16 protein-coding genes are annotated in these 18,776 nt (G+C 70.7%); 9 read left to right on the top strand and 7 right to left on the bottom strand.

Annotation, left to right across the window (positions count from 1 at the left end; translation table 11 throughout):
• Positions 1 to 93 precede the first annotated feature (93 nt).
• Entirely contained in the window at positions 94 to 1,041 is a 948-nt protein-coding gene (locus CRP49_RS24300; RefSeq protein ID WP_097255298.1) for a hypothetical protein, read from the top strand.
• Positions 1,042 to 1,120: 79 nt separating this feature from the next.
• Here CRP49_RS24300 and CRP49_RS24295 read toward each other — a convergent pair whose 3' ends face one another.
• Positions 1,121 to 1,555 (bottom strand): ubiquinol-cytochrome c reductase iron-sulfur subunit, encoded by a 435-nt coding sequence (locus tag CRP49_RS24295; RefSeq protein WP_097255297.1) that lies wholly within the window; start codon positions 1,553 to 1,555, stop codon positions 1,121 to 1,123.
• A gap of 261 nt (positions 1,556 to 1,816) precedes the next feature.
• Between CRP49_RS24295 and CRP49_RS24290 the strand changes: the two genes are divergently transcribed.
• Both CRP49_RS24290 and CRP49_RS24285 read left to right on the top strand, forming a co-directional pair.
• Positions 1,817 to 2,926: a LacI family DNA-binding transcriptional regulator gene (locus tag CRP49_RS24290; protein ID WP_097255296.1), complete on the top strand. Its 1,110-nt coding sequence runs from the start codon at positions 1,817 to 1,819 to the stop codon at positions 2,924 to 2,926.
• Positions 2,923 to 3,834, top strand: coding sequence for a carbohydrate kinase (locus CRP49_RS24285; protein ID WP_097255295.1), 912 nt, complete (start codon positions 2,923 to 2,925; stop codon positions 3,832 to 3,834). The genes CRP49_RS24290 and CRP49_RS24285 overlap by 4 nt, the downstream gene beginning before the upstream one ends.
• A gap of 170 nt (positions 3,835 to 4,004) precedes the next feature.
• Here the strand turns inward: CRP49_RS24285 and uvrA are convergent, their stop codons facing one another.
• Positions 4,005 to 7,031 (bottom strand): excinuclease ABC subunit UvrA, encoded by a 3,027-nt coding sequence (uvrA, locus tag CRP49_RS24280; RefSeq protein WP_097255294.1) that lies wholly within the window; start codon positions 7,029 to 7,031, stop codon positions 4,005 to 4,007.
• A gap of 225 nt (positions 7,032 to 7,256) precedes the next feature.
• Between uvrA and CRP49_RS24275 the strand changes: the two genes are divergently transcribed.
• The 5 genes from CRP49_RS24275 (at position 7,257) to CRP49_RS24255 (ending at position 11,671) form a co-directional block, all read left to right on the top strand.
• Positions 7,257 to 7,943 (top strand): maleylpyruvate isomerase family mycothiol-dependent enzyme, encoded by a 687-nt coding sequence (locus CRP49_RS24275; RefSeq protein WP_097255293.1) that lies wholly within the window; start codon positions 7,257 to 7,259, stop codon positions 7,941 to 7,943.
• A 63-nt stretch (positions 7,944 to 8,006) separates the two neighbouring features.
• On the top strand, positions 8,007 to 8,663 hold the full coding sequence (locus CRP49_RS24270) for an MBL fold metallo-hydrolase (protein WP_097255292.1): 657 nt from the start codon (positions 8,007 to 8,009) through the stop codon (positions 8,661 to 8,663).
• A gap of 442 nt (positions 8,664 to 9,105) precedes the next feature.
• A complete protein-coding gene (locus CRP49_RS24265) occupies positions 9,106 to 9,990 on the top strand; it encodes an ABC transporter substrate-binding protein (RefSeq protein WP_097255291.1) in 885 nt (294 codons plus the stop codon).
• Complete coding sequence (locus CRP49_RS24260; protein WP_094214830.1) at positions 9,987 to 10,922, top strand: amino acid ABC transporter permease; 936 nt, start codon at positions 9,987 to 9,989, stop codon at positions 10,920 to 10,922. Before CRP49_RS24265 ends, CRP49_RS24260 begins: the two co-directional genes overlap by 4 nt.
• On the top strand, positions 10,919 to 11,671 hold the full coding sequence (locus CRP49_RS24255; protein WP_179851741.1) for an amino acid ABC transporter ATP-binding protein: 753 nt from the start codon (positions 10,919 to 10,921) through the stop codon (positions 11,669 to 11,671). Before CRP49_RS24260 ends, CRP49_RS24255 begins: the two co-directional genes overlap by 4 nt.
• Positions 11,672 to 11,681: 10 nt before the next feature.
• Here the strand turns inward: CRP49_RS24255 and aroQ are convergent, their stop codons facing one another.
• Positions 11,682 to 12,155, bottom strand: coding sequence for a type II 3-dehydroquinate dehydratase (aroQ, locus tag CRP49_RS24250; RefSeq protein ID WP_094214831.1), 474 nt, complete (start codon positions 12,153 to 12,155; stop codon positions 11,682 to 11,684).
• A 209-nt stretch (positions 12,156 to 12,364) separates the two neighbouring features.
• On the opposite strand from aroQ, the gene CRP49_RS24245 reads away from it, so the two are divergent.
• Positions 12,365 to 13,636, top strand: coding sequence for an MFS transporter (locus tag CRP49_RS24245; protein ID WP_097255290.1), 1,272 nt, complete (start codon positions 12,365 to 12,367; stop codon positions 13,634 to 13,636).
• A 14-nt stretch (positions 13,637 to 13,650) separates the two neighbouring features.
• Here the strand turns inward: CRP49_RS24245 and CRP49_RS24240 are convergent, their stop codons facing one another.
• The 4 genes from CRP49_RS24240 to CRP49_RS24225 form a co-directional block, all read right to left on the bottom strand.
• Complete coding sequence (locus CRP49_RS24240) at positions 13,651 to 14,751, bottom strand: calcium:proton antiporter (protein ID WP_097255289.1); 1,101 nt, start codon at positions 14,749 to 14,751, stop codon at positions 13,651 to 13,653.
• A gap of 138 nt (positions 14,752 to 14,889) precedes the next feature.
• Positions 14,890 to 15,891 carry a TerC/Alx family metal homeostasis membrane protein gene (locus tag CRP49_RS24235; protein WP_097255288.1) on the bottom strand — a complete coding sequence of 334 codons (1,002 nt, stop codon included), beginning with the start codon at positions 15,889 to 15,891 and terminating at the stop codon, positions 14,890 to 14,892.
• Positions 15,892 to 16,115: 224 nt separating this feature from the next.
• On the bottom strand, positions 16,116 to 17,990 hold the full coding sequence (locus CRP49_RS24230; RefSeq protein WP_097255287.1) for a TerD family protein: 1,875 nt from the start codon (positions 17,988 to 17,990) through the stop codon (positions 16,116 to 16,118).
• 50 nt (positions 17,991 to 18,040) lie between these two features.
• Positions 18,041 to 18,619, bottom strand: a complete 579-nt coding sequence (locus CRP49_RS24225; RefSeq protein WP_094214836.1) for a TerD family protein — start codon at positions 18,617 to 18,619, stop codon at positions 18,041 to 18,043.
• Positions 18,620 to 18,776 lie beyond the last annotated feature (157 nt).

Here is an 18,776-nt window from a genome sequence, read left to right as displayed (position 1 = left end):
CGGGCGTCTGCCGGCGCCCACGGGGGTGGCCCCGCACACCTGCGCCAACGGTCTGACCAGCCGTCGCGACACCTCACAGAAAGGCCCCTGTGCATGCGGCACGCCACCGAGCACGCGGACGCCCCCACCGCGGAACTGGACACGGCCCTGCGGGGCGGCCCCTTCCACGTGGCGCTGCGCGCCGCGATCGCCGCCCGCGGACTGCCGCTCCAGCGTGTGCAGCACCATCTGTCGCGCCACGGGGTCAAGGTCGGTGTCACCAGCCTGAGTTACTGGCAGCAGGGCGCCCGCCGCCCGCAGCGCCCCGAGTCTCTGCGCGCCGTACGGGCCCTGGAGGAGATCCTCCGTCTGCCGGACGAGTCCCTGATCCGGCTGCTCACCGAGTCCGGCGAGCCCGCCTCCGCCGGCCGCCCCTCGGCCCGCTCCTACCGCTCCCTGGTCGAGGCCTCCGACGTCCTGAACCAGCTCCAGGGCGACCTGGGCTGGTCCCTCGACGGCGGACTGCACACCCTCGGCCACCACGAGCGTGTCCGGATCGGCGCCCGCCGCGAACTGGCGGGCCTCGAGTCCCACCACATCGTGCGGGCCCACCGCGACGGCGTCGACCGCTTCCTCGCCGTCCACCACGGCGACCCCGGCAGCAGCCCCCGCGCCATGGTGGTGCACGCCCTGGAGAACTGCCGGACCGGGCGCGTCCGCCTGGACCAGGACACCGGTGTACTCGTGGCCGAACTCCTCTTCGGCACCCGGCTGCGCTCCGGCGACACCTTCCTCTTCCGGTACGCCGTCGAGGACGGCACGGCGGGGGTCTCCCGCGAGTACGTCCACCCGTTCGGCTTCCCGGGCGGCCAGTACGCACTCCAGGTGCGCTTCGACGGGGCCGCGCTGCCGGCCCGCTGCCACCGCTTCACCCAGCACTCCCCCGCGGCCCCGCGCAGCGGTCGTCACGAGCTGCCGATCAGCGGGCCGCACCACAGCGTCCACGTGGTCGAACCCCGGATACGGCCGGGCCTGGTCGGCATCGCCTGGGACTGGGAGTGACGCAGGGCCCGGCACGCCTGGAGCCGCCGTGACGGGGTCGGGAGTGAGCGGCTGACCGCCGCTCGGCCGTGCGGGCCGGTCAGGCGCCCGGACCGGCGATGATCCTGCCGTTCGACGTCTTCACCGGCAGCTCGTTCAACGGCTCGGTGGCCGGCGCCTGGACCACCTTGCCCGTCACGGCGTCGAACTGGCTGCCGTGGCAGGGGCAGATCAGGGTCGTCCCCTGGAGCTTGTTGATGGGGCACCCCGCGTGCGTGCAGATGGTGCTGTACGCCTTGAGGGCGCCGCTTCCGTCCCGGCTGACCACCACGTTGTGGTCCCGGTAGAGCTTCGCGCCGCCCTTCGCGACCTCGCTCTCGGCACCGAGGTCGACCGGCGCGGTCGGGGTCGCGTCGGCCGTGGCGCCGCCCGGGGCCGAGCAGGCGGCCAGCCCGAGCCCGGCCACCGGAGCCACGGCGGCTCCTCGGAGGACGGTACGGCGACTCGCGGACGGACGGGTCGATCGGGCGGACATCGAGTCTCCACTGGTCAGGGGGTGTGCAGGCCGACGATACCCGGGCGGAAAGGTCGGCTCCGGGGCGGGGGCGGGGGTGAGGGCAGGGGTGGGGCGGTGAGTGGGGATCGAGTGGCGAGCGGGGTGGATCCGGGTGCGTAAACGCTTGCGTAAGCGTTTACGTGGAAGTGATGGATGAGGTACGTTCCCGGCGTCCAGCGGGTTGGCGGCTCAGCGTGTCGGCGGGTCTGCGGGTCTGCGGCTCAGGGAGAGGAAATCGCGATGGCCACCATGGCGGACGTCGCTCGGAGCGCCGGTGTCTCCGTGGCGACCGTCTCCCACGTGCTCAACGGCACGCGTCCGGTGCTGCCCCACACCCGCCAGGCCGTACTGGACGCCGTCGACGCCCTCGGCTACACGCCCAACACCCTCGCCCGCTCCCTGGTCACCTCCCGCACCCGCTCCATCGGCCTCGCGGTGTCGGCGATCAGCAACCCGTACTTCACGGAGATCCTCCAGGGCGTCGAGGCGGCCACCCTGGAAGCGGGCTACAGCCTGCTGATCGCCGACCCGCACGACGACCCCGCGCACGAGCGGAAGGTCGTCCAGCTCCTCCACGAGCGCCGGGTGGACGGCATGATCGTCGCCCCCTCCGCGCACCCGCACGACCTCGTCGCCTACCTCGGCCGCCACGAGGTTCCGACGGTGTTCCTGGACCGGGTGCTCCCCGAGCAGGCGCGTTTCGATCAGGTCTGTGCCGAGAACGCCGATCCGATGGCCCGCCTCGTCACCCATCTCGCCGGGCTCGGCCATCGCCGGATCGGCCTGGTCGCGGGCCTGCCCGGGCTCAGCACCACCAGTGAGCGCATCACCGGCTACCAGCAGGGCCTCGCCACCGCCGGGCTGGCCCACGACGAGGACCTCGTGGTGTCCGGCAACTCCGAGTCGACCGGCGCCGAGCGGGCCACGGCCGCCCTGCTCTCCCTGTCCGATCGGCCGACGGCGCTCGTCACCGCCAACAACGCCATGACCATCGGCGCCCTGCGCGCCCTGCGCCGCGAGGGCCTGGCCGTCCCGGACGACATCGCCCTGTGCTGCTTCGACGACTTCGCCTGGGCCGACCTGTTCTCACCCCGTCTCACCGCCATCGCCCAGCCCAGCAGGGAGATCGGCGCCCAGGCCGTCCGGGTTCTCCTGGAGCGGCTGGCCGCCCCCGACCGGCCCGCCCGGACCGTCCGGCTGCCCTGCACCTTCGTCCACCGCACCTCCTGCGGGTGCCCGGAGGACCGGGACCAGGCCGCGGGCCCACGGCCGGCCGAGCCCGACGGGAAGACCGAACCGTCTGCATTCCCCACGCTGTCCGCACTGCCCGAGAAGGGAACCGCCTCGTGATCGTCGTCGCCGGTGAGGCACTGATCGACCTGGTACCGCACGGCCCGGGTGCCCTCGCGGACCTGAAGCCGGCGCTCGGCGGCGGCCCGTACAACACCGCCGTGGCCCTCGGCCGCCTCGGCTCCCCGACCGCCTTCTGCTCCCGGACGTCCCACGACGCCTTCGGCGAGGCCCTCCTCGACGGGCTGCGCCGGGCCGGGGTGGACGTGTCCGGCGTGCAGCGCGGCCCCGAGCCGACCACCCTCGCGGTCGCGACGATCGACGGCGGTGGCTCGGCCGCCTACTCCTTCTATGTCGACGGCACCGCCGACCGCCTCTTCAGCATCCCCGCCGGTCTCCCCGCCGGCACGCGCGCGGTGTCCTTCGGAACCTGCTCGCTCGTCCTGGAGCCGGGGGCGAGCGCCTATGAAGAGCTGATGCGGACCGCGGCCGCACAGGGCCTGTTCACCGCCCTCGACCCCAACATCCGGGCGGGTCTCATCCCGGACGCGGACGCCTACCGGGCGCGTTTCAAGAGCTGGCTGCCCTCGGTGACGCTGCTGAAGCTGTCCGCGGAGGACGCCGAGTGGCTGGGCGGCACCCCGCGCGAGTGGCTGGCCGCGGGACCGTCGGCCGTCGTGGTCACCCGGGGCGGCGACGGTCTCACCGTCCACACCCGGGACGGCGCGGAGTACTCCGTCCCGGGCGAGAAGGTCGAGGTCGTGGACACCATCGGCGCCGGTGACACGGTGAACGCGGCTCTGCTGCACGGCCTGTCCGCTCAGGACGCGCTGTCGCCGGAGGGACTCGCCGCCCTGGGACGGGACGGCTGGCGGCGACTGCTGCGGTTCGCGGCACGCGCGGCGGCGATCACCTGCTCACGCGCGGGTGCGGAGCCGCCGTACGCGGCCGAGCTGGGCGAGTTGTGAGCGGTCTCTTTCCTCCGTGCTCGTGTCAAGGTTCAGCCGGACCCGCGGTTCGTGGGACGGCCGAACCGCGGAGCCGGGGTGGCTGATGGTGGAACGAGCGGCGCCCCGCGGGGAGTTCCCGCGGGGCGCCGCTTTTTTGATGACGTGTCAGGGCATGGCTCGAACCGGCCTCACGCCTTGCGGGCCCGCGTCGTCTTCTTCGCCGGTGCCGTCTTCTTCGTGACCGAGGCGGCCTTCTTGGTCGCCGTATTGTTGGCCTTGGCCGTCACCGTCTTCTTCGCCGTGGACCTGGCCGCGGCCGTCTTCTTGGCCGCCGCGCCGCGCGGTGCCTTGACCGGTGCCGCGTCGCTGATGCGGTCGGCGCCGAGGATCTCGCGCAGGAACTTGCCGGTGTGGCTGGCCGGAACGCCGGCGACCTCCTCGGGCGTGCCCTCGGCGACCACGAGGCCACCGCCGGCGCCGCCCTCCGGCCCCATGTCGACGACCCAGTCGGCGGTCTTGATCACGTCGAGGTTGTGCTCGATGACGATGACCGTGTTGCCCTTGTCGACCAGGCCGGCGAGGACCTTCAGCAGCTTGCTGATGTCCTCGAAGTGCAGACCGGTGGTCGGCTCGTCCAGGACGTAGACCGTGCGTCCGGTGGAGCGCTTCTGCAGCTCGCTGGCGAGCTTCACGCGCTGCGCCTCACCACCGGACAGGGTGGTCGCGGACTGGCCGAGCCGGACGTACCCGAGGCCGACGTCCTTCAGCGTCCTCAGGTGCCGGGAGATGGCCGGGACCGCATCGAAGAACTCGGTCGCCTCCTCGATCGGCATGTTCAGCACGTCGGCGATGGACTTGCCCTTGTAGTGGACCTCCAGGGTCTCCCGGTTGTACCGGGCGCCGTGGCAGACCTCGCACGGGACGTAGACGTCCGGGAGGAAGTTCATCTCGATCTTGATGGTGCCGTCGCCCGCGCAGTTCTCGCAGCGGCCGCCCTTGACGTTGAAGGAGAACCGCCCGGGCAGGTAGCCGCGGACCTTCGCCTCGGTGGTCTCGGCGAACAGCTTGCGGATGTGGTCGAAGACGCCGGTGTACGTCGCCGGGTTGGACCGCGGGGTGCGGCCGATGGGCGACTGGTCGACGTGCACGACCTTGTCGACGAGGTCGTCGCCGTCCACGCGCGTGTGCCGTCCGGGGACGCTGCGCGCGCCGTTCAGCTCGCGGGCCAGGTGTGTGTAGAGGATGTCGTTGACCAGCGTCGACTTGCCGGATCCGGACACGCCCGTGACGGCCGTGAACACGCCCAGCGGGAAGGACACGTCGATGTCCTGCAGGTTGTTCTCACGGGCACCGTGCACGGTCAGCCTGCGGGACGGGTCCTGGGGGCGCCGGATATCCGGCAGCGGGATGGACTTGCGGCCCGAGAGGTACTGGCCGGTCTGCGACTCGGCGTTGGCGAGCAGTTCCTTCAGGGAGCCGCTGTGCACGACCTTGCCGCCGTGCTCTCCGGCGCCGGGACCGATGTCGACGATCCAGTCGGCGACCTTGATCGTGTCCTCGTCGTGCTCCACGACGATGAGCGTGTTGCCCATGTCGCGCAGCCGGACCAGGGTCTCGATCAGCCGGTGGTTGTCGCGCTGGTGCAGGCCGATCGACGGCTCGTCCAGGACGTACAGGACGCCGACGAGGCCGGACCCGATCTGGGTGGCCAGGCGGATGCGCTGGGCCTCACCGCCGGAGAGGGTGCCGGCCGCGCGGTTGAGGGAGAGGTAGTCGAGGCCGACGTCGACGAGGAAGCGCAGCCGCTCGTTGACCTCCTTCAGGACGCGCTCGGCGATCTTCTTGTCGCGGGCGTTCAGCGTCAGCTCGCCCAGGAACTCCGCGCAGTCGCTGATCGACATCGCGGAGACCTCGGCGATCGACTTCTCCATGATCGTGACAGCGAGGACGATCGGCTTCAGGCGCGTGCCCTCGCAGGAGGGGCAGGGCACCTCGCGCATGTAGCCCTCGAAGCGCTCGCGGCTCGCGTCGCTCTCGGCCTCGCTGTGCCGGCGCTTCACGAAGGGCACCGCACCCTCGAAGGGCGTGGTGTACACGCGCTCGCGGCCGTACCGGTTGCGGTACCGGACCTCGATCTGGGTCTTGTGGCCGTAGAGCAGGGCCTTCTTGGCGCGCTGCGGCAGGCCCGCGAAGGGGATGTCGGTACGGAAGCCGAGCGCGTCCGCGAGAGCGCCGATCAGGCGGCCGAAGTAGTCCTTGGTGTGTCCGTGTGACCAGGGGTGGATGGCGCCCTCGTCCAGGGACTTGTCCTCGTCCGGGACGATCAGCTCCGGGTCGACCTCCATGCGCGTGCCGATGCCGGTGCACTCGGGGCAGGCGCCGAAGGGCGAGTTGAAGGAGAAGGAGCGGGGCTCCAGCTCCTCGAAGGACAGGTCGTCGTACGGGCAGTACAGGTGCTCCGAGTACATGCGCTCGCGCTCGGGGTCGTCCTCGGGGAGGTCCACGAAGTCGAGCACGACCATGCCGCCGGACAGGCCGAGGGCGGTCTCCACGGAGTCGGTGAGGCGGCGCTTGGCGGAGTCCTTCACCGTGAGGCGGTCGACGACCACCTCGATGGTGTGTTTCTCCTGCTTCTTCAGGGTCGGCGGGTCGGACAGCTGGATGGTCTCGCCGTCCACGCGCGCACGTGAGTAGCCCTTGGTCTGCAGGTCGGCGAAGAGGTCGACGAACTCGCCCTTGCGCTCACGCACCAGCGGCGACAGCACCTGGAAGCGGCTCCCCTCCGGCAGCTCCAGGACCTTGTCGACGATGGCCTGCGGCGACTGGCGCGAGATCGGGCGGCCGCACTCGGGACAGTGCGGCTTGCCGATGCGCGCGAAGAGCAGACGCAGGTAGTCGTAGACCTCGGTGATGGTGCCGACCGTCGAGCGCGGGTTGCGGGAGGTCGACTTCTGGTCGATGGAGACCGCCGGGGACAGACCCTCGATGAAGTCGACGTCCGGCTTGTCCATCTGCCCGAGGAACTGGCGGGCGTACGAGGAGAGCGACTCCACGTATCGGCGCTGGCCCTCGGCGAAGATCGTGTCGAAGGCCAGCGAGGACTTGCCCGACCCCGACAGGCCCGTGAAGACGATGAGCGAGTCACGCGGCAGGTCGAGCGAGACATTCTTCAGGTTGTGCTCGCGCGCGCCACGGACGATGAGACGGTCGGCCACGCCGGTCCGCACCTTTCTTGAGAGAAGTGACAGGGGCGGGGCCCCCGTGCTCCTTCGAGACTAGGGGGAGCCACTGACAACGCCGGTCGGATTTCCCGGTTGCATAACAACCCCCGGCCATCCAGCATGCCCGACGCCACCCCCGACGATATAGCACGTGCTTTCGATTTTCGGCCGAGGTTCACCACCTTCACCCAAACGTGTGGCGGGGCTAGGGTCAGGCCCATGATTGATCACGCTCATGACCTGGCCTCTGTACGCGACGCGACCGAGCGGCTCCTCACCGCTGTCGCCAAGCTGGACAACGCGTCCCTCGCCGAGCCGTCACGCCTGCCCGGCTGGACCCGCGGACATGTCCTCGCCCACCTCGCCCGCAACGCGGACGCGCTCGTGAACGTCCTCGAGGGGCGTCCCATGTACGCGAGCGCCGAGACCCGTGACGCCGACATCGAGCGGGACGCCCCCCGCCCCCTGGACGTCCAGCTCGCCGACGTGCGCGAGAGCGGGGCCCGCTTCCAGGAGACGGGGGCCGCGCCGGCGGACTGGACGCGCACGGTGGAGCTGCGCAACGGGGTCACCGACTCCGCGTCCCGGGTGCCGTTCCGGCGGTGGGTCGAGGTCGAGCTGCATCATGTGGACCTCGGGGTGGAGTACGAGCTGGAGGATCTTCCGGCGGAGTTCACCGAGCGGGAGATCGAGTTCCTGGCACAGCGGTTCTCCGGGCACCCCGACGTCCCGGCGACCCGCGTCACGGACGGCACGCGCGCGTGGAGCACGGGACGCGATGCCGCCGAGCCCGAGGTCACGGTCAGCGGGGCTCCGGCGGACCTGCTGGGCTGGCTCGCCGGACGCCGCGAGGGTGCCGCGCTGCGGGCGACGGGTGGCGCGCTCCCGAAGCTGCCTCCCCTGTAGCGCGACGACGGCTGCAGCGCGACGACGGCCCATCGGGTACTCCCCCGCTATAGGCTGATCACCATGACGTACAGCGGAGAGGTCAAGGTCGGCGGACCGGCGGACGTGCACGAGCTGAAAGACCTGATGATCACGAAGATCGCGGTCGGCCCGATGGACAACAACGCCTATCTGCTGCGCTGCCGGGCCACCGACGAGCAACTCCTGATCGACGCCGCCAACGAGGCACAGACCCTGCTCGCCATGATCGGCGACGACGGCATCGCGTCCGTCGTCACCACGCATCAGCACGGCGACCACTGGCAGGCGCTCGCCGAGGTAGTCACCACTACGGGCGCCCGTACGTACGCCGGCCGCGAGGACGCCCCAGGCATCCCGGTGCCCACCGACGTCCTGGTCGACGACGGTGACGTCATCAGGGTGGGGCGCGTGGAACTCACCGCGCGCCATCTCGTCGGGCACACTCCGGGCTCCATCGCGCTGGTCTACGACGACCCGCACGGCCACCCGCACGTCTTCACCGGGGACTGCCTCTTCCCGGGCGGCGTCGGCAACACGCGCAAGGACCCGGCGGCGTTCGCCAGTCTGATCCACGACGTCGAGACGAAGATCTTCGACGTCCTGCCGGACGAGACCTGGGTCTACCCCGGGCACGGCAACGACACCACGCTGGGGGCGGAGCGGCCGCATCTGCCGGAGTGGCACGCGCGCGGGTGGTGATGCGGCGGGCGCCTGCCAGCTCGGGGTGCCTGCTTCATGTGCGGCTGCGGGTGCTTGGGAGGCTTGTCGCGCAGTTCCCCGCGCCCCTTGATGCGGCCTGAGCAGCTTGAGAAGTTGGCGCTTCCACACCGGGCGCACGCCCCGCGTGTGCGCCCGGCGTGCACTCCGTCGCGCGCCCCGTGTGAGCTGTTCGCACGCGCCTGGGGCGCATGCGCGCTCCCTTCGCGCCTTGTCACGCAGTCAACTGGTAGCAGCCCCGCACAGGATGACGGCTCCTGCGCGGTATGGGCCGCCGGTCTTCCAACCCCGCCCTCGGCCGGCGGCCCAGGCCAGAGCCGCCTCAGGCGACAGGTGTTCACACGACTGCAACACCGGTTCCCACTATGCGGACAATGAACGCCGTGACCTGGACAAACGGGGGGTTCGCTGTCAATCTCCCGCCATGCACCTTGCCCCTCGCGCACTGCGCCGCGCGGTAGCCGCCGCCACCATAGCCCTGCTCGCCACCGCTGTCGGCTGTGCTCCCCAGCCCGAGGAGAAGGCGTCGGCCACCCCGTCCGGGTCCGCCCAGAAGAGCTGCGCCAAGGGCAAGTTGGCCACCCAGACGTCCGGGAAGCTGACGATCGCGACGGACGAGCCCGCGTACGAGCCGTGGTTCAAGGACGACAAGCCCGCGAACGGCAAGGGCTTCGAGTCCGCGGTGGCCTACGCCGTGGCGAAGCAGCTGGGCTACGACAAGAGCGCCGTGGTCTGGCAGAGCGTGCCCTTCAACAAGGCGTTCGCGCCCGGCGTGAAGACGTTCGACTTCGACATCAACCAGGTGTCGATCAGCCCGGAGCGCAAGAAGGCCGTGGACTTCTCCTCCGGTTACTACGACGTGCGCCAGGCCGTCATCGCGCTCAAGGGCAGCAAGGCCGCCAAGGCGACGAGCATCGCGGACCTGAAGAACCTCAAGCTGGGCGCCCAGGTGGGCACCACGAGCCTCGACTACATCACCGACGTGGTGAAGCCGAAGCAGGAGGCCGCCGTGTACGCCAAGAACGACCAGGCCAAGTCCGCGCTGAAGAACGGTCAGGTCGACGCCATCGTCGTCGACCTGCCGACCGCGTTCTACATCACCGCGGCCGAGGTGACGGACGCGAAGATCGTCGGCCAGTTCGCGAACCAGGGCGGCACGCCCGAGCAGTTCGGGCTCGTGCTCGACAAGGGCAGCGCGCTGACCTCGTGCGTGTCCGGCGCCGTGGACGCCCTGCGCAAGGACGGCACGCTGGCGCGGATCGAGAAGCAGTGGCTCTCCGACGCCGTCGACGCACCGGTGCTCAAGTGACGGTCACCAAGGGTGAGTCCGCCCGGGAGGGGGCGGACGACAAGGGGGACATGACCGGCGGCGCCGAGGACGGTGTCGTCGGCGACGGCTATGTGCCCTCCGAGCGGCGGCTGGAGCGCGAGCGCTACAAGCGGGCGCGCGCCCGCCGCGCCACGGCCATCGCGGCACTCTCCACCCTGGTCACGGCCGCCGTGCTCTACCTGGTCGTCGTCAACGCGCCGGGCTGGCCGCGCACCAAGGAGACGTTCTTCAGCGCGCAGTACGCGCGCGAGGCGTTCCCGAAGGTCCTCGAAGGCCTGTGGCTGAACGTCCGCCTGCTGCTCATCTGCGGCGTCGCCGTGCTGGTCCTCGGCATGCTCATCGCCGTGGCCCGCACCCTGCGCGGCCCGGTGTTCTTCCCGCTGCGCGCGCTGGCGGCGGCGTACACCGACTTCTTCCGCGGTCTGCCGCTCATCATCAACTTGATGATCGTGGTGCTGGGCGTGCCCGCGCTGCGGCTGCAGGGCGTGACGGTGGATCCGGTGCTGCTGGGCGGTACGGCGCTGACGCTGACGTACTCGGCGTACGTGGCCGAGGTGTTCCGGGCCGGCATCGAGTCCATCCACCCCTCGCAGCGCGCCGCGGCCCGCTCGCTGGGCCTCACCAACCGGCAGGCCCTGCGCTACGTCGTGCTGCCCCAGGCGGTGCGCCGTCAGGTGCCGCCCCTGCTCAACGACCTGGTGTCGCTGCAGAAGGACACCGGCCTGGTGTCGATCGGCGGTGCGGTGGACGCTGTACGGGCCGCCGACATCATCGTGGGCCGGAGCCTCAACTACACGCCGTACATCGTCGCGGGGCTGGTGTTCGTGGCGCTCACCATCCCGATGACCCGCTTCACGGACTGGGTGACCGCCAGGATGGACCGGCAGCGGGCCCAGGGAGGATCCATATGAGCGACGCGCCTGTCCTGCGCATGGAGTCCGTCCGCAAGACCTTCGGCGCCTCGGTCGTGCTGCGGGACGTCGACCTGGAGGTCGCCCCGCACACCGTGACCGCGCTGATCGGCGCCTCCGGCTCGGGCAAGTCCACGCTGCTGCGCTGCGCCAATCTCCTGGAGGAGATCGACGACGGAGCGATCTGGCTGGACAGCGAGGAGATCACCGACCCGCGCGTCGACCAGGACGCGGTACGACGCCGTATCGGCGTGGTCTTCCAGGCGTACAACCTCTTCCCGCACATGACCGTGCTGGACAACATCACGCTCGCCCCGCGCCGGGTGCACGGCGCCTCTCGCGCGGAGGCCGAGGAGCGGGCCAGGGAGCTGCTGGAGCGCCTCGGACTGGGCGGCAAGGCGGCTGCCTACCCGGACAGGTTGAGCGGCGGCCAGCAGCAGCGTGTGGCGATCGTACGGGCCCTCGCCGTACGGCCCCGGCTGCTGCTGCTCGACGAGATCACCGCCGCGCTGGACCCCGAACTCGTCGGCGAGGTACTGGAAGTGGTCCGTGGCCTGAAGAACGAGGGCATGACCATGGTGCTGGCGACGCACGAGATGGGCTTCGCCCGGGACGTCGCCGATCAGGTCTGTTTTCTGGACGGAGGGGTCGTGCTGGAGCGCGGTACCGCCGAGCAGGTCTTCGGCGACCCGCAGCAGGAGCGCACACGGCGCTTCCTGCGGCGGATCGTGGAGTCCGGCCGTCTGTAGCCCGCGAGGGCTACGCGTCGGCCTGCGCCGCCCCCACCAGGGCGGCGACCCGCTCCACGCCGAACACGTAGCCCTGCACGCCGCAGCCCGCGATCACGCCGTCGGCGCGCAGCGAGACGTACGAGTGGTGCCGGAACGTCTCGCGCTGGTGGATGTTGGAGATGTGCACCTCCAGCACGGGCATGCCGTCGCAGGTGTTGAGTGCGTCCAGAATCGCGACCGAGGTGTGGGAGTAGGCGCCGGGGTTGATGACGATCCCGCAGTGGGTGAGCCGCGCCTCGTGGATCCAGTCGACCAGCTCGCCCTCGTGGTTGGACTGCCGGAAGTCCACCGTGCCGCCGTGCGCCGCCGCCGCCTTGGCGCACATCGCCTCGACGTCGGCGAGCGTGTCCTTGCCGTAGATCTCGGGCTGGCGCTGGCCGAGGAGGTTCAGGTTGGGCCCGTTGAGGATCATGATCGGGGCGTTGGCCAGGGTGCGGGGCACGGTTCCTCCGGTCCGTTCGGGGCGGTTTCTGCGACCGCTTGCTCGCACCCGGTCTATCACGGCGTGCCGCGCGGGCGAGGGGTCGCGTGCTCCGGCCGCCTCGGCGCGCGCCACGACTCGTTGATCACCTCCGCACGCCCCCGTAACCCTTGATCACGGTGGGTAGTTGACGCGGCATGCACGATGTACGGGCTGTAAGGGCCCCTTCCATGCCGCGGCTCGCGGCCGCCTCGCTCGCCGGGACCGCGATCGAGTTCTACGACTTCTTCGTCTACGGGACAGCGGCGGCCCTGGTCCTGGGACCCCTGTTCTTCCCGACGTTCTCGCCGGTGGCGGGGACGCTGGCGGCGTTCGTGACGTTCGGGGTGGGGTTCGTGGCCCGGCCGCTGGGCTCGGTGCTGTTCGGGCACCTCGGTGACCGGCGCGGACGGCGGCCGGTGCTGGTCGCCTCCCTGCTGCTGACCGGCGCTTCGACAGTCGCGGTCGGGTGCGTGCCGACGTACGGATCCATCGGTGTGGCCGCCCCGGTGCTGCTGCTCGTCCTGCGCTTCCTTCAGGGGCTGGGGCTCGGCGGTGAATGGGGCGGGGCGGTGCTGCTGACCGCCGAGCACGCGCCCGCGGAGCGGCGCGCCCTGTGGTCGAGCTTCCCTCAGGTGGGGCCCGCGTTCGGCTTCGTGCTCGCCAACGGGGTGATGCTCGCACTGTCGGCGGCGCTGTCCGACGCGCAGTTCGCGCAGTGGGGGTGGCGGGTTCCGTTCTGGGCGGCCGGCGTGCTGGCTCTGGCCGGGCTGTGGCTGCGGTCGTCGCTCACCGAGACTCCCGGGTTCCTGGAGATCGACGACCACGCGCGCGTGCCGATCTTCGAGGTCGTACGGCACCACGGACGGCTGGTGCTGCTGACGGCTGGGGCGCTGGCCGTCGGGTACGCGGTGTTCTACGCGGTGACGACGTGGTCGCTGGCGTATGCGACCGAACGGCTCGGGGTGAGCCGTACCGTCATGCTGACGTGCGTCATGGCCGCCGTGGTGGTGAAGGGAGCGCTCACGCCCCCCATGGCGCTGCTGGGCGACCGCTACGGGCGCCGGCCGATGTGCCTGGCGGGCTGCACGGCATGCGCCCTGTGGATGCTGCCGATGGTCGCGCTGCTGGCGACGGGCGAGCCGCTGCTGATGTTCCTCGGCATCCTGGGCGCGCTGGTCGCCTTCGTCATCATGTTCTCGGTGATCGCCGCGTATCTGCCGGAGCTGTACGAGGCGCGGGTGCGCTGCACGGGGGCCGCGGTCGGCTACAACCTCGGCGGGGTTCTGGGCGGCGCGCTCACCCCGATCGTGGCGACGGCGCTGGCGGAGCACGGCGGGCGCGTCCCGTGGGGCGTGGGCGTGTATCTGACCGGGATCGCCCTGCTGAGCCTGGGCTGCTTCGCGCTGCTGCCGGAGACGCGGCCGGTACCCGTGCCCGCGGTCGAGCCGGCCACGAGCTGACCGGGCCGACCACGCTACGGATTGATCGCCAGCTCCAGGTAGGCCGCGAACAGCACCAGGTGCACGCCGCCCTGCAGGGGTGTGGCCCGGCCCGGCACCACCGTCAGGGAGCTGACCACCACGGTCAGTGCGAGCAGCAGCATGTGCGTCGGGCCGAGACCGAGGACAAGCGGTCCGGACAGCCAGACGGAGGCGAGGGCGACGGCGGGGATGGTCAGGCCGATGCTGGCCATGGCCGAGCCGAGCGCGAGGTTGAGGCTGGTCTGCACCCGGTCGCGGCGGGCGGAGCGCAGCGCGGCGATCGTCTCGGGCAGCAGGACGAGCAGGGCGATGATCACACCGACGACCGCTTGGTTCAGGCCGGCCGCCGCCACACCGGACTCGATGGTGGGCGACACGCCCTTGGCCAGGCCCACCACGCCGATCAGGGCGAGGCCGAGCACGCCGAGGCTGGTCCAGGCGGCGCGCGCGGAGGGGGGCGCGGCATGGTCGTCGCTGGTGATGACCTCGCCCTGCCGAGTGATCGGCAGGAAGTAGTCGCGGTGCCGCACGGTCTGGGTGGCCACGAACAGGCCGTAGAGGATCAGTGAGGACAGCGCGGCGAACGTCAACTGCACGGTGGAGAACTCGGGGCCCGGCTTGCTGGTGGTGAACGTCGGCAGCACCAGGCTGAGCGTGGCCAGGGTCGCCACGGTCGCCAGGGCGGCGCCGGTGCCCTCGGGGTTGAAGACCGCGGTCCCGTGGCGCAGGGAGGCGACGAGGAGACAGAGCCCGACGATTCCGTTGCAGGTGATCATCACGGCGGCGAAGACGGTGTCGCGGGCCAGGGTGGCACTCTTGTCGCCGCCGTCGACCATGAGGGTGACGATCAGGGCCACCTCGATGACGGTGACGGCGATGGCCAGCACCAGGGAGCCGAAGGGTTCACCGACGCGGTGGGCGACCACCTCGGCGTGGTGCACCGCTGCGAGGACGGACCCCGAGAGGACCAGGGTCACCAGCGCGACGACCGCGCCGGGAAGACTACGGCCCCAGGTGAAGATCAGCAGGACGACCGCGAGCACCGGCACGAGGAGCGTCCACTGGGTGGTGAGCGACCTGAGCCGAGTGATCATGCAGCGATCGTGGCAGACACGTACAGGGTTCGCATTCCGTTCTTTTCGGATCCCTTCTCATCCTTTCCGGTGCGGGGCACCAGCGCCGGTACGGCTGGGGCCCCGCAGGTCGGGTGATGGTTCTCGCGTCCCCTGCCGTCAGGCGTCGACGCTGTCCTTCGGGGCGCCCTCACTCCCGCCGCGCACCGCCTCGGCGGCCGCCTGCTTCCTGGAGGCCATCAGGCTGGTGATGGTGGTGACGACCAGGACCGCGCAGATCACGCCGAGCGAGACCGGGATGCTGATCTCGGGGACGTGGACCCCGGACTCGTGCAGCGCGTGCAGGACCAGCTTCACGCCGATGAAGCCGAGGATGATCGACAGGCCGTACGACAGGTGGACCAGCTTCCTGAGCAGGCCGCCGATGAGGAAGTACAGCTGACGCAGCCCCATGAGGGCGAAGGCGTTGGCGGTGAAGACGATGTACGGGTCCTGGGTCAGGCCGAAGATCGCGGGGATCGAGTCCAGCGCGAACAGCACGTCGGTGGTGCCGATGGCGAGCATCACGACCAGCATCGGGGTCATGACCCGCTTGCCGTTCTGCTGGATCCAGAGCTTCGTGCCGTGGTACCGGTCGGCCACGCCGAACCGGCGCTCCGCGGCCTTCAGCAGCTTGTTCTCCTCGTACTCCTCATCCTCTTCGTCGGCGCGGGCCTCCTGGATGAGCTTCCAGGCGGTCCAGATCAGGAAGGCGCCGAAGAGGTAGAAGACCCAGGAGAAGCTGGCGAGGATCGCGGCTCCGGCCGCGATGAAGATGGCCCGCAGGACCAGGGCTATGAGGACACCGACGAGCAGGACTCGCTGCTGATACTGCGAGGGCACTGCGAACTTCGCCATGATCAGGACGAAGACGAAGAGGTTGTCGACGCTCAGCGACTTCTCGGTGATGAAGCCGGCGAAGAACTCACCGGCCGGCTGGCCACCACCGAAGAGCAGCAGACCGAGGCCGAAGAGTCCGGCCAGGGCGATCCAGACGACGGTCCAGATGCCGGCTTCCTTGATCGACACGTCGTGGGGCTTGCGGCCGATGAAGAAATCGACCGCGATCAGGGCGGCGAGACCCAGAATGGTCAGGACCCACAGGGTCACAGAGACTTCCACTGCACCTCCGGCATTACGTAACGGCAAACACTTTCAGCGTTGTCGCTGCCGGAGGTCTCTTCCACCCGCGATGGGCCGACGCCCCGGGATCCACATCGATCCGTATTGACGGGTGCGCCGCAGTCAGGGAGTACTCCCCTCCGTTGGGAAGACAGTACCCCAATCACCAAGGAAAGGTAAAGTAATTAGTAAAAGAAACACCAAATGAGCAGCTCAGAGGCCTTTTACTGATGCTTGGTGCGGGCTGTGGTGACCTCGGTGAGCACCTGCTGCAGGATCCCGCTGCCGGGCGGAACGAGCGAGGGCTCATACGTCCAGGCGTGGCCGACCCAGGGATCGGCGAGGTGGTCGTCGGGTACGGGGGTGAGTCGCATGAGCGAACGCCACAGCGGGTCGAGCAACGGGCCGTAGGCCTCGGCGTCCGCACGATCCGCGACCATCAGCAGGTGCACGCCGACGGCCGGGCCCTCGTCGGCGAGATAGCGCAGCCGGGTCACCGCCCGGTCGTCGAAACCGTGCGGGAAGTCGTTGACGATCAGCAGCTGCTGGGCGGTGTCGACGTCGGGTGGCAGCGATTCGGCCGCGCCGCCGCGAACCGCCATCTGCGTCAGGTCGACACGGCGGGTGAGCCGCTCCAGCATGTCCGCCACACCCGCCGCGCCGCTCGCGGGCGGCGCCACCGCCCCCGCCCGCGTCAGCGGCAGGAGTGCCTGGGCCCCGGCACCGGCCGGGTCGACGACCTGCACGGCGAACTCCCCCGCCGGGTGGACGGCCAGCAGCCGGACCGCGAGCGCCACCACGGCGTCCAGGGCGAGCCGGCGTGCCTCGTCGGAGTCCAGGAAAGTGTCGTCGGGTCCTGCCACGGGGCCGCTGTCGATCCATAGCCCCCGCTCCAGCGGCAGCCTGACCAGCAGGGGAATGCGCAGCGGGACGCTTTCGGGCAGGTGGAGATCACCGAGCCGCACGGCCAGCGGCGGCTCGTCCGGCACGCGGTAGCCGTGCCAGACGGGGTTGTCCCAGCGGGCGTACGCCGGCGGGAGCGCGGGCTCGACGACCTCGGACTCGGCGGTGAGCTGGGCGAGGTCCCGGTCGAAGGCGACCCGTGCCTGGTCGACCAGCTGGGAGTACCGGGCATGGGCCGTCTCGCGCGCGGCATCACCCGCCGTACCGAGCCGGCTGCGCGGGTCGGCGAGGACCTGGTCGAGTTCCTTCTCCAGACGGGAGCCGGCGAAGTCGACCGCGCTGCGGTACGCGGCCGTGGTGCGGGCCAGATCCTCGAACATGCCCCAGACCTGGTTGTACAGCCGCTCCTCCATCGACCAGCCCACCGCGTCACCCGCCACGGGCTGGGGAGGCCGGCCGTCCGGTGCCGGGGACGTCGAGGGCGGCGGCGGGGCCGCGTGGGCGCGGCGGTCGGGGTGGGTGTAGTCAATCGGGCCGCTTGGGGTCCGCGCGCCCTGCGGGTCCTGGGTGTCGTACGACTGGGTCGGCTGTGGTGCCAAGGAGCCGGCGGTGTCCTGAGGCTGTGGCACCGGTATCGCGCGGGCAAGGCTTCGGGACACCGCCTCCTGGACCTCCGCCGCGAGTGCTTCGGCCCGGGGCAGGCCCTGGTCGGTGAAGAGGGCGGCGAGGCCGCCGGCGTAGCCCTGGCCGACCGCACGGACCTTCCAGGCACCCTGCCGGCGGTACAACTCCAGGGCGACGACGGCCGACTCGGCGTCCAGGTCGGTGAGGGTGAAGCGAACGATCTCGGCGCCGTCGAGGCCGGTGACCGCCGTCCGCGGGGCGGCGACCGCACCGAACCGGAGCGCGCCTCCCGGCTGGGTGGGCAGGGCCAGCAGCACGGTGAGGCGGTGGACTGCCTCGGGCAGGGCGGCCAGGTCGACGGCGAGACGGTGGTCCGCGGCGGCCTGCCCGGACACCTCGATTCCGGGCAGCGTGGGGGCGCCGGGGTGAGCCACCCACTCGGCGCCGTGCACCGTGCCGTGCTCGTCGCCGAGCGTGGCTCCCGCCAGGACCGGCACCCCGGCAGAGATCCGAATCTCCAGCCGGTCCTGCGACAGCGGGTGGTTCTGCCCCCGCACCAGCTCGGCCGTCATCGCCGACGCCCCCCTGTGTCGTGTTGTCGTGCGCGCCGCGTCGGGCGGTCCTACAGGTACGACTGGATCGTCGGCATCAGGTCCTGGAAAGTGCGGCCCCTGGCCGGCTCGCCCAGGGCGGTCATCGTCCAGCCCGAGCCCGCGCGGTGCACCTTGGCCATGATCTGGGCGGTGTACTCGCCGCCGCCCGCCAGCGTGTAGCGGGCCAGCTCCTGGCCGTTGGTCTCGTCCACGAGGCGGCAGAACGCGTTCTCCACCTCCTGGAAGGTCTGGCCCGTGAAGGAGTTCACGGTGAAGACGATCTGGTCGATGTGGACCGGGACGCGCTGCAGGTCCACGAGGATGGCCTCGTCGTCACCGCCCTGACCGGCGCCGCCGACGAGGTTGTCGCCGGTGTGGCGCACGGAGCCGTCGTCGCTCACCAGGTGGCGGAAGAAGACGACGTCGACCGGCTGCTTCTCGGCGAAGAGAACCGCCGAGGCGTCCAGGTCGATCTCGCGGGTGCGCGAGCCGAACAGGCCGCGCCGCTTCGCCGCCTGCCAGCCGAGACCCATGCGGACCGCGGTCAGGGTGGCCCCGTCCTTCTTCTCCAGGCTGATGGCCTGACCCTTGGTCAAGTTGACGGTCACGGCTGATTCCCCTCTCGGTGGTCCCCTGTTGCCGCACAGTGGGCGGTTGTCCAGAACCCTACGCAGGGGCACTGACAGTGCCGAACCCCGGCTCGTGCTTTGTGTCGGTGTTGCAACACGAGGCGCGTATCCCGAGGTCCGGCAGGGTCCACGAGGG

The sequence above is a fragment of the Streptomyces sp. Ag109_G2-15 genome, assembly GCF_900215565.1.
In the GTDB taxonomy this organism is placed as follows: domain Bacteria; phylum Actinomycetota; class Actinomycetes; order Streptomycetales; family Streptomycetaceae; genus Streptomyces; species Streptomyces diastatochromogenes.
This window is presented reverse-complemented; position numbering and strand designations above follow the sequence as displayed.